The sequence below is a fragment of the Shinella sp. OV683 genome (genome assembly GCF_057787725.1).
On record NZ_CM173543.1, the window covers coordinates 3,923,193 to 3,938,542 of the forward strand.

The window sequence follows — 15,350 nt, forward strand, 5'->3', positions numbered from 1 at the left end:
TCCCGAGATTTCAGATTTTTCGCGCGCCCGATAGGGGTGCCGCACAAGCCACGGTATGACCATGAACGATTCCGCCGACAAGAACGACTATTCCTCCACCCTTTACCTGCCGCAGACGGATTTTCCGATGCGCGGCGGCCTGCCGCAGAAAGAGCCCGAACTGGTGGCTCGCTGGCAGCAGATGGGCCTCTACAAAAAATTGCGCGCCTCGGCGGCCGGCCGCGAGAAATTCGTGCTGCATGACGGCCCTCCCTATGCCAACGGCAACATCCATATCGGGCACGCGCTGAACAAAGTGCTGAAGGACGTCATCACCCGCTCGTTTCAGATGCGCGGCTACGATTCCAACTACGTGCCCGGCTGGGATTGCCACGGCCTGCCGATCGAATGGAAGATCGAGGAAGCCTATCGCGCCAAGGGCAAGAACAAGGACGAGGTTCCGGTCAACGAGTTCCGCCAGGAATGCCGCGAATTTGCGCAAGGCTGGATCGACAAGCAGTCGTCGGAATTCAAGCGCCTGGGCATCGAGGGTGATTTCGAAAACCCCTACACGACCATGGCCTTCCATTCCGAGTCGCGCATCGCTGGCGAACTGATCAAAATCGCCATGAGCGGCCAGCTTTATCGCGGCTCCAAGCCAATCATGTGGTCGGTGGTCGAGCGCACCGCGCTGGCCGAGGCTGAGGTCGAGTATCAGGAATATGAGAGCGACACGATCTGGGTGAAGTTTCCGGTGGATCCAAGTTCTGCTAATGCTTTGGACAACTTGCCTATAGCACGCGACACAGTTCCTTCGATGACGGTGCCGGATGAGGTTGGCGACCTGCTCTCAGCATCCGTCGTCATCTGGACCACAACCCCTTGGACGATCCCCGGCAACCGCGCGATCTCCTACTCCAACCGTGTCGAATACGGCCTTTATGAAGTGACGGCCGCCGAAAATGATTTCGGCCCGCGTCCGGGCGAAAAGCTGATCTTCGCGAAGCGGCTTGCCGAGGATTGTGCTACCAAGGCCAAGATCACGCTCAATCTGGTTCGCGACGTGACTGGTAATGAACTGGCTGCGATCACCTGCGCCCACCCCTTCAAGGGCCTCGGCGGCGGCTATGAATTCGACGTGCCGCTTCTCGATGGCGACCATGTCACCGACGATGCCGGCACCGGCTTTGTCCACACCGCACCCGGCCACGGCCGCGACGACTTCGAGATCTGGACCCATCACTCCCGCGACCTTGAAGCACGCGGCATCTCATCGCGTATCCCCTTCACCGTCGATGACGCCGGCTTCCTCACCGAGGACGCTCCCGGCTTCACAGCTGAAGGTGATCTGCCGGCGGCCCGCGTCATCGATGACAACGGCAAGAAGGGCGACGCCAACAAGCGGGTCATCGAGAAGCTGATCGAGCGCAACGCGCTGTTCGCACGAGGCCGCCTGAAGCACGAGTATCCGCATTCCTGGCGCTCCAAGAAGCCGGTTATCTTCCGCAACACGCCGCAGTGGTTCGTCTATATGGACAAGGAACTCGGCGACGGCACGACGTTGCGTTCGCGCGCACTTTCGGCGATCGACGCGACCCGCTTCGTGCCGCCGGCTGGCCAGAACCGCCTTCGCGCCATGATCGAGCAGCGCCCGGACTGGGTTCTGTCGCGTCAACGCGCCTGGGGTGTGCCGATCTGCGTGTTTGCCGACGCGCAGGGCAATGTGCTGAAAGACGAGAAGGTCAATGCCCGCATCCTCGAAGCCTTCGAAAACGAAGGTGCCGATGCCTGGTTTGCCGCCGGCGCCAAGGAGCGTTTCCTCGGCAACGAGCATGACGGCGAGCAGTGGCAGATGGTCACCGACATTCTCGACGTCTGGTTCGATTCGGGCTCGACGCACACATTCACGCTCGAAGACCGTCCCGACCTGAAGTGGCCGGCCGATGTCTATCTCGAAGGCTCAGACCAGCATCGCGGCTGGTTCCATTCGTCGCTGCTCGAAAGCTGCGCGACGCGCGGCCGTGCGCCCTACGATGCTGTCGTCACCCATGGCTTCACCATGGCGGAAGACGGCCGCAAGCAGTCGAAATCGCTCGGCAATCAGGTGTTCCCGCAGGACGTCATGGCACAGTCCGGCGCCGATATCCTGCGCCTGTGGGTGATGAACACCGACTATTGGGAAGACCAGCGCCTCGGCAAGACAATCCTGCAGACCAACATCGACAACTACCGCAAGATCCGCAACACCGTCCGCTGGATGCTGGGTACGCTCGCCCACGACCATGGCGACGAGATTGCCTATACCGATCTGCCGGAACTCGAAAAGCTGATGCTGCATCGGCTGGCCGAACTCGACGCCATGGTTCGCGAAGGCTATGACGATTTCGATTTCAAGCGGATCGCCCGCGCGCTGACCGATTTTGCCAATGTCGAGCTGTCGGCCTTCTATTTCGACATCCGCAAGGACACGCTCTATTGCGACGCGCCATCGAGCCTGCGCCGTCGTTCGGCACTCTATGTGATCCGCAAGCTATTCGACTGCCTGGTGCTATGGTTTGCGCCGATGATGCCGTTCACCACCGAAGAAGCGTGGCTGTCGCGAGACCCGTCGGCTGTGTCGGTGCATCTCGAACAGTTCCCGGAAATTCCGGCCAATTGGATGAACGAAGCCTTGGCCGAGAAGTGGAAGAAGGTTCGCACCGTTCGCCGTGCCGTCACGGGAGCACTGGAAATCGAACGCAAGGACAAGCGCATCGGTTCGTCGCTGGAAGCGGCGCCGATCGTCTATGTCGCCAGCGCCGACCTGCACAACGCGCTTGAGGATCTCGATTTCGCCGAGATCTGCATCACTTCGGATATCCGGGTCGTGTTGGGCGAAGGCCCGGCCGATGCATTCCGCGGTGAAGACAATTCGCAGGTCAGCGTTGTCCCCGCACTCGCCGAAGGCACAAAATGCGCCCGCTCCTGGCGGATCACGCAGGACGTCGGTTCCGATCCGGAGTACCCGGATGTTTCCGCGCGCGATGCGGCAGCACTGAGGGAACTGGCGGCACTTGCCGTCTGATATGAAAGAGATAAGCGGGTGCGCGACAGGCGCATCCGCTGTCAAAAATGCAGCAGATCGGCCTCGCGACCGGGGACAGGCGGCAGATAGTCGGACGGAAAGAATTGCGCTTTTTCCCCATCTCCGGTAAAAGCTGCCTGAAATTGGCCGGATTTCTGCTTCACCGCAAAATCGGAACCTATGGATCTTGCGCTTCTCGCGCCGGAAAGGCTTGTAGAGCATGAAACAGATGTATCGCGTGGCTGGCTCGTTTGTCGTGCTTGCTGCTGCCACACTAAGTATGTCGAGCTGCATGGGCCCGAAATACGGCACCGACAAGAACGCCACCGAACAGCTGGTCGACGATCTCGGCGATGCAGCGTCGCTTTCGCCGAAGCGTCCACAGGCGCTGGCCTATCAGCCGCGCGGCTCACTCGTGAAGCCCGCGGATGAAACGGTGCTGGTGGCGCCAGCGGAAAATCTGGCGTCGAAGGACAATCCACAATGGTTGGAAAGCCCCGAACAGGCACGCTCGCGCCTGAAGAAGGAAGCTGACGACAACGCCAATAACGGCAACTATCGTTCGCCGCTCGCCGTCTCGGTCACCGAGGGCAAGGCTCTTTCGCCCGAGCAGCAGCGTGCTGCCTATCGTGATGCGCGTGCGATCCAGGATGGCCGCTATTCCGACCGCCGTCGCTTCATGAGCGATCCCCCGCTCGACTACCGCAAGGTCGATGACCCGGCGAAGCTGCAGAATCTCGGCGAATCCGAACGCGCAAAGGATGCGCGCCGCAAGAAAGAAGCTGAGGTTGCCGGTACCGGCCGCAAGTGGTGGCAGGTCTGGGATTGATGCGTGCCGGGGAATTTATCCCCGGATTAGCGGTCGTTGCCGCCATGCTTTCGCTTTTTGCTCCCGCCGCCTCGGCGGGACCGCTGGACGGCAAGAAATACATCATCCAGATGAGCAGCAGTCAGATGGCAAGTGGCTACGCCAATTACCTCGTGCCGCCGCTTGCCAAGGTTTTTGACGACGCCGGTTTCAAGGCGATGCGCGGTCCGGGCGCTGATATCGTCGTCAACATCACAACCAGTTCCGATGTCGGCCGATGGGTGCAGACCGCCAAGGGCAAGGAATGGCTCTATACCGTGACCATCACCGTCGGCATCAGCCCCGAGAACTACGATATCCCCTACGAAGGAACGCCGAAATTCGGTGTTGCCGCGTCGCTCGTTACCCCGAATGGCGACCGCGAGGATGAGCTTGCCTGCCTGATCGGATTGGCCGCTCGCAGCGCGATCGAAAAGTACAAGCCGGCAGGCATCGTGCCGATCTCAGGCCAGTCATGTCTGCGGCGCCAGTAACGAATGGCGTTCACGGAAAATTGCATGGAACGCCCCTAAATCAGCGCTGCATTCTCGTGCTGGATACTTGCTGTTAACACTCGCATTTTAGGCTGCCTGATATGTTCGGGATCAGCAAGAAAACTGTCTGGAAGGCCAGCCTGGCCGCAATTGCATCGATGGCCGTGTCGCTTGCGGCCGCGTTGATCCTCGTACCCATTCTGGGCGGCCATCCTGATGGCCCCGGCTTCTGGATGAGCGTGATCTGCCCGCTGGCCATCGCCTTTCCGGCCAGCGCCTGGCAATTCCACCAGCAGGAAATGCTGACGAACGCCCGCGACGAACTCGCCAGACTGCATTCCGATCTCGACATCATGCACAACGAGCTGATGCAGACTCATGCGATACTCAAGGAACAGGCCCGCCGCGATGCCATGACGGGCGCGCTCAACCGCGAGACCTTCTTCTCGCTGTTGGATGCCGCCAGCCAGGACAATCGCCCGAGCGCCCTGCTGATTGCCGATGCCGACCACTTCAAGCGCATCAATGACAGCTTTGGCCATCGCTACGGCGATGCTGCTCTGAAGGAAATAGCCCAGGCGGTCGGTTCGGTGCTGCGTCCGCAGGATTTCTGGGGCCGGATCGGCGGCGAGGAATTCGCCATCTACCTCGACCGCGCCAACGAGGGCGAGGCAGGTGCGATCGCCGAGCGGCTGCGTGCTGCCGCGGAAGCCATTGCACTGGACGCCGAGGGGGTTGCCATCCCCGTCACCCTCAGCATTGGCGGAATTTGCCTGTCATCGCGCTTCGACGCCACACATGCTGCAAGTGAAGCGGACCGCCGCCTGTACGTCGCCAAACGCAGCGGTCGCAACACGGTCGTCATGAACGATCCCGAAGCGGATAGCCAAGACTCGGAAGCTGCCTGATCAGTCTCGCCGTTCATGAAAAAAACTCTTGAGGATATCGCCCGCTTCTATCTCCGCGATACCACCATAGATCTCCGGCACGTGATGGCAGGTGGGCGACTGATAGAACCGCACGCCGTTGTCGACCGCGCCACCCTTGGGATCGCCCGCACCATAATAGAGCCGCCGGACCCGGGCAAACGAGATCGCGGCCGCGCACATCGTGCAGGGCTCGAGCGTTACATAGAGATCGGCATCCACCAATCGCTCGCTGCCGATGACTTTTGCGGCGGCACGGATCACCTCGATTTCCGCATGCGCAGTGATGTCACTGAGTTCGCGGGTGCGGTTTCCGGCGCGCGCCAAAACTCGATCCTGATGGACGATGACCGCGCCGATCGGCACTTCGCCACGGCTTGCAGCCGCTCGCGCTTCGTCCAAAGCCATTTCCATGAAGCGATTTGCCGGTTTCACGCGGTATTTCCTCTTAACCCCGACCTCATGTCCTGATAGGAGACGAGTAACTAAGAGGCAAGTGAAATGAAAAATACGAGAACACCGGGTGAAGGCGGCCGCAAACCCTTCAAGGGCGACGGCGAAGGTCGCAAGCCCTTTCGGGCTGACGGCAAGGAACCCGCACGCGGCGCACGGCCCGGCGGCAAGCCCCCGGCAAAGAAAAGCTTTGGCGCAAAGCCACGATCTGCGCCTGAAAAGAACCCGGCCCATATCGAGGTCTCCGGCGAAGGCGAACGCATCTCCAAGATCATGGCGCGCGCCGGCGTCGCCTCGCGCCGCGATTGCGAGCGGATGATCCTTGAAGGTCGCGTGTCGCTGAATGGCAAGGTACTCGACAGCCCAGCGATCAACTGCACGCCGTCCGACATGATCGAAGTCGACGGCCAGCAGATTGGCTCCATCGAGCGCACGCGCCTGTGGATCTATTACAAGCCTGCTGGCCTGGTGACCACCAATCACGATCCCGAAGGCCGCCCCACCGTATTCGACAACCTGCCGGCTGAATTGCCACGGGTGATCTCGGTCGGTCGCCTCGACATCAACACGGAAGGCCTGTTGCTGCTGACCAATGATGGCGGGCTGGCGCGCATGCTGGAACTGCCGACCACCGGCTGGCTGCGCCGCTACCGCGTCCGCGCTTATGGCGAGATCGACCAGGCCAAGCTCGATGAGCTCAAGGAAGGCATCGCAGTTGAGGGCGTGTTCTACGGCGCCATCGAAGCAACTCTGGACCGCCAGCAGGGCCACAATGTCTGGATCACCATGGGTCTTCGCGAAGGCAAGAACCGCGAGATCAAGAATGTGCTCGGTGCGCTCGGCCTCGACGTCAACCGGCTGATCCGCATTTCCTACGGCCCGTTTCAGCTGGGCGAACTCAATGACGGCGAAGTCGTCGAAATCAAGAGCCGGACGCTGCGCGACCAGCTCGGCCCTCGTCTGATCGCCGAAGCCAACGCCAATTTCGAAGCGCCAATCCACGATCCGGCCCAGCGGGAAGACAATGAGCCTGCCCAGACCTGGCAGCGAGGCGAACGCGCCGAAAAGACCGAACGTCCCAAGCGCGAGAGCCGTGAAGACAGGGGCGATAGAGGAGATCGCCGCGAGCGCGATCTTTCCCGCATCGACACCAAGCGTCCTGAGCGCTCCGAGCGTCCGGATCGTGCCGATCGCCCGCCCCGCAGCCGCGACGGCGACGGTGACCGCAAGGGTCCGCCGCGCGGACGCGACCGGGATGAGGCGCGTGGCCGCGATGGAGATCGCAAGGGCGGTGCCCCGCAAGGCCGCGATGACGACAAGAAGCAGAAGCGGCTGCCGCTCGGCACCACCCGCACCGCCAATGTATGGATGGCGCCCGGTGCCCGTCCCGTCGCCGTGAAAAAAGCCAGTGAGGAAGCTGCGGCAGACACGACTGGCACACGCCGCAAGGTGCTGCGCCTGCGCAAGGATGGCGACAGTGTAGCAGAGGCACCCGCCCGCGAAAGATCAGCCCGCCCGGCCCGCGCCGGCGCTGGCCGACCGGAGCGTCCAGAAAGATCCGATCGCCCGGAACGTGGCGAACGCCCCGCCGGTAAGCCGGCAGGTCGGAAGCCGTTCGAAGGTAAGCGGGATGACGCCAGATCAGAAGGCGGCCGCGCCCGTCCGGAGCGCTCCACCGATAGCAAGCGTGCCGAAGCGCGGCCTCCACGCGGCGACAAGCCGTTCGGGGAAAAGCGTGAAGGTGCTCCGAAGGGTCCACGCGCATTTTCGGGCAAGCCTGCGGGCAACGGCCCGCGCGGCGGCAAGCCGGCTGGTGATCGCCCGCGCGGCGACGCTCCCCGTGGCGGCGATGGGCCCCGCAAGGGACCTGCGGGCGGCAGAGGAAAGAAGAACAGTGCGGATCGTCGGGGGTGAGTTCCGCGGGCGGCCGCTCGCAACACCCAAAAGCAGCGACATTCGTCCGACCACCGATCGGACGCGCGAAAGCCTGTTCAACATCCTGAGCCACAGCTACGCGGATGTGCTCGACGGAGGCAGGGTGATCGACTGTTTCGCCGGCACCGGCGCCGTCGGGCTCGAAGCGCTATCGCGTGGTGCAGCACAGGCACTGTTCGTCGAGACCTCGGTTGAAGGCCGCGGCCTGCTGAGAACCAATATCGAAACGCTGGGCCTTCAAGGCCGCGCCAGGATCTTCCGCCGCGATGCCATAGATCTTGGTGTCGTCGGTACGATGGATCCGTTCGATTTCCTGTTCGCTGATCCTCCCTATGGCCACGGAATGGGCGAGAAATGCTTCCACGCGGCAGCCTCGGGTGGCTGGCTGGTGGACGGTGCGCTCGCAATCCTGGAGGAGCGCGCCAATATTGAACCAGATGTGGCAGCACCTTTCGTCTTGAAGGATGTCAGAGAATTCGGTGACACGCGGATGCATTTCTACCGGTACAGCATTTAAGCGCCCGCCCGTCCGGCCTTCGGCCAGCTTCTCACCGCTGAGGAGAAGAGAAATATGCAACGACCGTACCAGGCAACAACTGAGTTCACACTTGCGCAAAGTTGTGTAAGCTGGACGCGACCGTCAGTTTCCTCTTCTCTCCAACGGTGAGAAGGTGGCCCGAAAGGCCGGATGAGGGGCTTTCGGCGCACTAAACGGCATCGTCGAGAGAGTTGCAGCCAGCGCGAATGAAGATAGATATTCCAGCAACCAACGCCTCCTCGCCTTCGCCCACGGTCGCCATCGCTTTTGGCGGCGGCGGTGCGCGCGGACTGGCCCACATCCATGTGATTGAAGCGCTTGATGAACTCGGCATCGTGCCCGTGGCGATCGCAGGCTCATCGATCGGAGCTATCATGGGCGCCGGCATGGCAGCCGGGATGACTGGCAGCGAGATCCGTGAATTCACGCTGCAATCGGTCGGCAAGCCTCGCGAGGTGATGAACCGCATCTGGTCGATGCGGCCGACCACCGTCAAGGAGATGGTGACCAATGGCTTCCGGCTCGGCCAGTACAATCTGGAGCGCGTGCTGAATGCCTTCCTGCCCGATACTCTGCCCAAAACGTTTGAAGAACTGTCGATCCCGCTGCAGGTGACCGCGACCGACTACTACGGCCAGTGCGAGACTGTCATCGGCACCGGAGACCTGATCGAAGCGCTGGCTGCCTCCGCTGCCATTCCCGCGGTGTTCATGCCAGTCAGGCACAAGGGTCGCATCATGATCGATGGCGGCATTTTCAACCCCGTGCCGTTCGAGCACCTGTTCGGCCGGGCCGATATCATCATCGGCATCGATGTCGTCGGTGGTCCGGAAGGCGAGATCGATCGCATGCCCAACCGCATCGAAAGCCTGTTCGGCGCCAGCCAGTTGATGATGCAGTCGATCATATCAGAAAAGCTGAAGAGCCAGGCGCCCGACATTTTCCTGCGTCCGAATGTCGGCAGATTTGCTGTCATGGATTTCATGAAGGCCGGCGAAGTGCTGGAAATCTCCGCCGGGATCAAGGATGACGTGAAGCGGGCGATCGACGCGGAGATGTCCGCACGCCTCTCGCCCGCTGGCATCTGAAAAAGCTTACTTCCGCAGCGCGTCGCGAATTTCAGTCAGCAACACGATTTCTTCGGCCGGGCCGGTCGGCGCTTCGGCCTCCTTCTTGGGCATGGCACGGTTGACGGCTTTGATGAGGAGGAAGATGCACCATGCGACGATCAGGAAATTGATCAAGACAGTAATGAAGCTGCCGTAGGCGAAGACGGCGCCTTGTTGGCGCGCGGCAGCCAGTGATAGTGCCGTGACCTTGCTCGACAGGGGAATGAAATAGTTGGAAAAATCAAAGCCGCCGCCAGTGATCGCACCAATGATCGGCATGATCAAATCCTCTGTCAGCGACTTGACGATTGCGCCAAAAGCTGCACCGATAATCACACCGACTGCCAGGTCCAGAACATTTCCGCGCGCGATGAACGCCTTGAATTCATTCAACATAAGGCTCTCCTGCTATTGGTCCGGGCTACCTACCCGTGTGAAGTAAAGCGTATAAGCAAGGCCATCGCAAGCAAAACGCGCGATGTGGCCGATCTTTTACGACTATCAAAGACATAGCGATAATTTCGACCTACCGTCCTCGACCAAAGCATGGCTTTGCAGTTGGCATTGTTGCCTCTATTGTTTCCGAAGCGAGCGTAGAGTGTTCTCGCCAAGGGAGGTTTCATGCTGCCAGGCTGGGTCATCTTCGGCTCGGCATTCGCCTATCTCGCGCTGCTGTTCGCGGTGGCCTCGATCGGCGACCGCAGGGCCAAAGCGAGCGGCGGTGCTGGCCGCGGCCGTCCTGTGGTCTATGCGCTAAGTCTTGCCATCTACTGCACCTCCTGGACCTATTTCGGCGGCGTCGGGCTGGCGGCCGGCAAGGGTTTCGAATTCGCGGCGATCTATATCGGCCCGGTGCTGATGTTCACCATTGGCCTGCCGCTGCTCAGGCGAATGACTGCTATCGCCAAGGCCGAAAAGCTGACTTCGGTCGCCGATTTCGTCGCCGCCCGCTATGGCAAAAACCCCGTCGTGGCGATGATCGTCGCCATCATCGCGCTGGCCGGCGCGGTGCCCTATATCGCGCTGCAGCTGAAGGCGGTGTCCAATTCCGTGGCGGCGCTCGTCGATACGTCAGGCTATGCGATTGGCCTCGATAATCACCAACTCATCGACCTGCCGCTGCTTGTGTCGCTGTCGCTGGCCTTCTTCGCCGTGGTGTTCGGCACGCGGCATGCAGACGCCACAGAGCACCAGGACGGGTTGATACTGGCCATCGCCACCGAGTCGGTGATCAAGCTGGTGGCGGTGCTGACGGTGGGCATCACCGTCGTCTACAGCCTGTTCGACGGGCCTGCGCATCTCTTAGAAATGGCCAAAGCGCATGCGCCGGCCGCCGAGGCGCTATTTCACCAGACGCCGCTCAGCCGATGGATCATGATCACGGCGCTCTCCGCCTTCGCCATTATCATGCTGCCCCGGCAGTTCCATGTTATGGTGGTCGAAAACCGCACCACCAGCGAACTCAAACTCGCCCGGCTGTTCTTCCCGCTCTATCTCATCGCCATCAACCTGTTCGTGCTGCCGATCGCGATCGGCGGCGTGATCTTGTTCAACGGCGTGGGCGACGTCGATCTCTACATCCTGACAGTGCCCCTCAAAGCCAATATGTCGACCGTGACGCTGATCGCCTTCATCGGCGGATTCTCGGCGGCCACCGCCATGGTGATTGTCGAATCTGTAGCGCTGGCCATCATGGTCTCCAACGACATCGTCATGCCCATCCTGCTGCGTCGCAATCTCATCGGCGCGGGCGAAGACCTCGGTCGGCTTGTGCTTTCGGTGCGGCGCGGCGCAATCTTTGCGGTGCTGTTGCTCGGCTACGGCTACTATCGCTCTTCCGCTTCGGAGAACGGACTTGCCTCGATCGGCCTGATCGCCTTTGCCGCGATCTCGCAGATTGCCCCGGCGATGCTGGGAGGACTGATCTGGCGGCGGGCGAATGCGCGCGGTGCGATTGCCGGTTTGATCGCCGGTTTCACTGTCTGGGCATGGTTGCTGTTCATCCCCAGCCTCGGCGGCACCGACACATCCAGAGATGCCGGCGCCATCCTCGATACCCTGTTGCCATCCTCCAATTTCTTCTCGGGATCGGGCAGCGATCCATTCATCAATTCGGCGTTGCTCAGCCTCCTCGCCAATATCGCCGCCTTTGTTCTGGCATCGATGACGCGCAACTCCAACCTGATCGAGCGCCAGCAAGCCGCCGTGTTCATTCCGCGCGACGCCAATGCCAAACCGCTGCTGCGAAGCTGGCGCACCAACTTGACCGTGGGCGATCTCAAGACCGCGATCGGCCGCTATCTCGGCGAGGAACGGATGGCACGGTCCTTCGCGAGCTACGAATATTCCACCGGCAAGGTGCTGAACGATCGCCGCTATGCCGATTCCGACCTGCTGAATTTCGCCGAGCAGTTGCTCGGCTCGGCGATCGGCTCGTCGTCGGCACGGCTGGTGCTCTCGCTGACCATGCGGCGCATGGACGAGCATCCCTCGGAGACGGCGCAACTGCTCGACCAAGCCAGCGAGGCCCTGCAATATAATCAGGGCGTGCTGCAGACAGCGCTTTCGCAGATGGACCAGGGGATCGCGGTATTCGATGGCGAAAATCGGCTGTCGATCTGGAACAGGCGCTTCCGTGCCTTGCTCGATCTGCCGGAGTCCGTTGGACAAGTCGGCTTTCCCTTGTCCGGCATCATCATGCTGCTCGCCGAGCGCGGCGATGTCCGTGAAGGAGAGGAAGTCGATGTCATGGAGCAGATCCTGACGCCCGACACACCGTTCCAGCTCTATCTCGATGGCGGCGCACGGATCGTCGAGCTGCGCTCCAACCCGATGCCCGATCGCGGCGTGGTGGCTACCTGCACCGATATCACCGAGCGGGTGCGGGCAAGCCGCGCGCTGGAGGTGGCCAACGAGACGCTGGAGCAGCGGGTCGATGAGCGGACGCGCGAACTGACCGATGTCAACCGCCAGCTTGCCGAAGCGCGCGCCGCCGCCGAGGACGCCAATATCGGCAAGACGCGGTTCTTCTCGGCTGCAGGCCACGACATCCTGCAGCCGCTGAATGCCGCACGCCTCTACTCGTCGTCGCTGGTGGAGCGGCTGGGCCATTCGCAGAACAGCGACCTGGTGCTCAACATCGACTCGGCGCTTGAATCGGTAGAAACCATTCTCGGCGCGGTGCTCGACATATCGCGCCTCGATACCGGCGCGATGAAGCCGCGATTAGCTGCTGTGCCGCTCGGCACTTTCCTCAAGCGGATCGAGACCGACTATCAGCCTCTAGCGCGGGCGAGGAACCTCGACTTGGTGGTCCTGCCGAGCACGCTCAGGGTCCGGTCCGATCCGACGCTATTGCGCCGGCTGGTGCAGAATCTCGTATCCAACGCCATCAAATACACGGTCGATGGCAAGGTACTGGTCGGCGTGCGGCGGCGCGGCAGCGAGGCGTGGATCCAGGTCCATGATACTGGCATCGGTATCCCGCAATCGAAGTTCAAGACAGTGTTCAAGGAATTCGCCCGGCTGGATGAAGGCGCTAGGACATCGGCAGGACTCGGGTTGGGTCTTTCCATTGTCGATCGCATCGCCCGCGTGCTCAATCATCCCGTCGAGCTACAGTCGACACTTGGCAAGGGCACGGTGTTTCGGGTGCGTATTCCCCTCGATCGTTCGGAGTCGGCGCCGCAGGTGGCGGATGTGATTCCTGCTGCACCTCCCGGGCCGATCGCCAAGCTCGATCAACTTTCAGTGCTTTGCATCGACAACGAACAGAGCATTCTCGATGGCATGCGGATCCTGCTCACCGGCTGGGGATGTGCGGTCGAGACTGCCACCGGGCGAGAGCAGGCGGATGCCCTTGTCGCGTCTGGCAAGCGGTTCGGCGTGGTGATCGCCGACTACCACCTCGACAAGGCAACCGGCATCGAGGTGATCGCGGCGATGCGCCAGGCCCTTGGTCAAGTGCCGGCGATCCTGATCACCGCCGACCGCACGGCCGAGGTGTGCGCCGAAGCGGAACGGGCTGGTATCAACCTGCTCAACAAGCCGATCAAGCCCGCCGCCTTGCGTGCCGCACTCAGCCGCTTCGCCAGCCTGGGGAAAGCGGCGGCGGAGTGAAATTGCCGCTATGCTTATGGTCGCGAATCCGCGAAAATGAGTGGATGCAAATCAAGCTGCTGCCCGAAACACTGATCAACCAGATTGCCGCCGGCGAGGTCATCGAGCGACCCGCCAGTGCTGCCAAGGAATTGATCGAAAACGCCGTCGATGCCGGTGCCACGCGCGTCGAGATCGCCACATCCGGCGGCGGCAAGAGCCTTCTTCGTGTTACCGACAACGGCTCCGGCATGTCGCGCGGCGACCTCGAGCTTGCCGTACGTCGGCACTGCACCTCCAAGCTCGACAATGGCCTCGACAATATCCGCACGCTGGGTTTTCGTGGCGAGGCACTGCCATCGATCGGTTCGGTCGCCAAGCTGTCGATCACCAGCCGCACGCGCGATGACGCCGATGGCGCCGAAATTACCGTGACCGGCGGCAAGGTTTCGGAACTACGGCCGCGTGCGGCCAACACCGGCACGATCGTAGAAGTACGTGACCTGTTCTTTGCGACACCAGCGCGGCTGAAATTTCTCAAGACGGAGAAAGCCGAGGCCGGCGCCATCACTGAAATCACCCGCCGGATGGCGATTGCCTTTCCGCATGTTCGCTTCACCCTGTCAGGGACAGACCGCGCGACGCTCGAATTTGCAGCAACCGGCGACGACAGACTCGCCCGCATCGCCCAGGTGATCGGCAAGGATTTCGAGGAAAACGCCATTGCGTTGGATGCCGAGCGCGAAGACATCAGGCTGACGGGCTATGCCGGATTGCCGGTGTTCAATCGCGGAAACGCCGCCCATCAGTTCGCCTTCGTCAACGGTAGGCCGGTCGCCGACAAGCTGATCGCGTCGGCGCTGCGCGGCGCCTATGCCGAGACAATCCCCTCGGGCCGCTATCCGGTGGCGGTGCTGGACATCCAGCTCGACCCCGCACTGGTCGACGTCAATGTGCATCCGGCGAAATCCGACGTGCGCTTCCGCGATCCGGGCCTCGTGCGCGGGCTGATCGTCGGCGCAATCCGCGAAGCGCTGGCACGCGATGGTGACCGCTCCTCTACAACGGCGGCACGGTCGATGATGGGCGCCTTCCGGCCCGGCTTCCGGCCGCAGCCGGCGCAGAACTGGCAGCCCTCGGCATCGCCTTTCCGGCCGTTTTCAGCAGCCACGGCCGGCGGTCTGATGGAAGCCATAGCGCCGATGTTTGCCGACATGGCAACACCCTCTGCGCGCGCCGATGCGGCATCGGTCACCGTGGCCGAAACAGTTGCCGAGCCCGTCGAGAGCCATCCGCTGGGCGCCGCACGGGCGCAGGTGCATGAAAACTACATTATCGCCCAGACCGATGACGGCATGGTCATCGTCGACCAACACGCTGCCCATGAGCGGCTGGTGTTCGAAGACATGCGCAAGGCGCTGGCTGCCAAGGCGGTGCCGTCGCAGGCGCTGCTCATCCCCGAAATCGCCGATCTTCCCGAGGAGGATTGCGACCGGCTGATGGAGCATGCCGAAAGCCTCAAGTCGCTGGGCCTGCACTACGAACGCTTCGGCCCTGGCGCGATCCTGATCCGCGAGACGCCGTCGATGCTGGGCGAGGTCGATGCGCAGGGACTGATCCGCGAACTTGCCGACGAGATTGGCGAATGGGACACATCGTCAACGCTGCATGCGCGGCTCGAACACGTCGCCGCCACAATGGCCTGCCACGGCTCGGTGCGTTCAGGCCGGCGGCTCAGGGTCGAGGAGATGAATGCGCTGTTGCGGCAGATGGAGGCCACGCCGGGCTCCGGACAGTGCAACCACGGACGGCCCACCTATATCAAGCTGAAGCTGTCGGACATTGAGAGACTGTTTGGCCGCAGCTAGAGCACAGATTTGCAATCCGCATTTGGCGGCGGTATACCG

12 protein-coding genes are annotated in these 15,350 nt (G+C 61.8%); 9 read left to right on the forward strand and 3 right to left on the reverse strand.

What is annotated here, in order from left to right:
- Positions 1 to 181: 181 nt before the first annotated feature.
- Entirely contained in the window at positions 182 to 3,043 is a 2,862-nt protein-coding gene (gene ileS, locus ACXHRN_RS19035) for an isoleucine--tRNA ligase (RefSeq protein WP_488641947.1), read from the forward strand.
- A gap of 41 nt (positions 3,044 to 3,084) precedes the next feature.
- Here ileS and ACXHRN_RS19040 read toward each other — a convergent pair whose 3' ends face one another.
- The gene (locus tag ACXHRN_RS19040) at positions 3,085 to 3,207 is read right to left on the reverse strand and encodes a hypothetical protein (protein WP_488637874.1); all 123 of its coding nucleotides are present in this window, start codon (positions 3,205 to 3,207) and stop codon (positions 3,085 to 3,087) included.
- A 56-nt stretch (positions 3,208 to 3,263) separates the two neighbouring features.
- On the opposite strand from ACXHRN_RS19040, the gene ACXHRN_RS19045 reads away from it, so the two are divergent.
- From ACXHRN_RS19045 to ACXHRN_RS19055, 3 genes are all read left to right on the forward strand, one after another.
- On the forward strand, positions 3,264 to 3,872 hold the full coding sequence (locus ACXHRN_RS19045; protein WP_488637875.1) for a hypothetical protein: 609 nt from the start codon (positions 3,264 to 3,266) through the stop codon (positions 3,870 to 3,872).
- A 44-nt stretch (positions 3,873 to 3,916) separates the two neighbouring features.
- On the forward strand, positions 3,917 to 4,384 hold the full coding sequence (locus tag ACXHRN_RS19050; protein ID WP_488637876.1) for a hypothetical protein: 468 nt from the start codon (positions 3,917 to 3,919) through the stop codon (positions 4,382 to 4,384).
- Positions 4,385 to 4,485: 101 nt separating this feature from the next.
- Entirely contained in the window at positions 4,486 to 5,292 is an 807-nt protein-coding gene (locus tag ACXHRN_RS19055) for a GGDEF domain-containing protein (RefSeq protein ID WP_488637877.1), read from the forward strand.
- Here the strand turns inward: ACXHRN_RS19055 and ACXHRN_RS19060 are convergent, their stop codons facing one another.
- Complete coding sequence (locus ACXHRN_RS19060) at positions 5,293 to 5,724, reverse strand: nucleoside deaminase (protein ID WP_488641948.1); 432 nt, start codon at positions 5,722 to 5,724, stop codon at positions 5,293 to 5,295.
- Between the two features lie 87 nt (positions 5,725 to 5,811).
- Between ACXHRN_RS19060 and ACXHRN_RS19065 the strand changes: the two genes are divergently transcribed.
- The 3 genes from ACXHRN_RS19065 to ACXHRN_RS19075 all read left to right on the forward strand — a co-directional run bounded on the left by ACXHRN_RS19065 (position 5,812) and on the right by ACXHRN_RS19075 (position 9,324).
- Positions 5,812 to 7,677 carry a pseudouridine synthase gene (locus tag ACXHRN_RS19065; RefSeq protein WP_488637878.1) on the forward strand — a complete coding sequence of 622 codons (1,866 nt, stop codon included), beginning with the start codon at positions 5,812 to 5,814 and terminating at the stop codon, positions 7,675 to 7,677.
- Positions 7,658 to 8,215 carry a 16S rRNA (guanine(966)-N(2))-methyltransferase RsmD gene (gene rsmD, locus ACXHRN_RS19070; protein WP_488637879.1) on the forward strand — a complete coding sequence of 186 codons (558 nt, stop codon included), beginning with the start codon at positions 7,658 to 7,660 and terminating at the stop codon, positions 8,213 to 8,215. The genes ACXHRN_RS19065 and rsmD overlap by 20 nt, the downstream gene beginning before the upstream one ends.
- 227 nt (positions 8,216 to 8,442) lie before the next feature.
- A complete protein-coding gene (locus ACXHRN_RS19075; protein WP_488637880.1) occupies positions 8,443 to 9,324 on the forward strand; it encodes a patatin-like phospholipase family protein in 882 nt (293 codons plus the stop codon).
- A 6-nt stretch (positions 9,325 to 9,330) separates the two neighbouring features.
- On the opposite strand, the gene mscL is transcribed toward ACXHRN_RS19075, so the two are convergent.
- Entirely contained in the window at positions 9,331 to 9,741 is a 411-nt protein-coding gene (gene mscL, locus ACXHRN_RS19080; protein ID WP_488637881.1) for a large conductance mechanosensitive channel protein MscL, read from the reverse strand.
- 225 nt (positions 9,742 to 9,966) lie between these two features.
- Between mscL and ACXHRN_RS19085 the strand changes: the two genes are divergently transcribed.
- Positions 9,967 to 13,464: a hybrid sensor histidine kinase/response regulator gene (locus ACXHRN_RS19085; protein ID WP_488637882.1), complete on the forward strand. Its 3,498-nt coding sequence runs from the start codon at positions 9,967 to 9,969 to the stop codon at positions 13,462 to 13,464.
- 44 nt (positions 13,465 to 13,508) lie between these two features.
- Positions 13,509 to 15,311, forward strand: a complete 1,803-nt coding sequence (mutL, locus tag ACXHRN_RS19090; RefSeq protein WP_488637883.1) for a DNA mismatch repair endonuclease MutL — start codon at positions 13,509 to 13,511, stop codon at positions 15,309 to 15,311.
- The last annotated feature ends 39 nt before the right edge of the window (positions 15,312 to 15,350 follow it).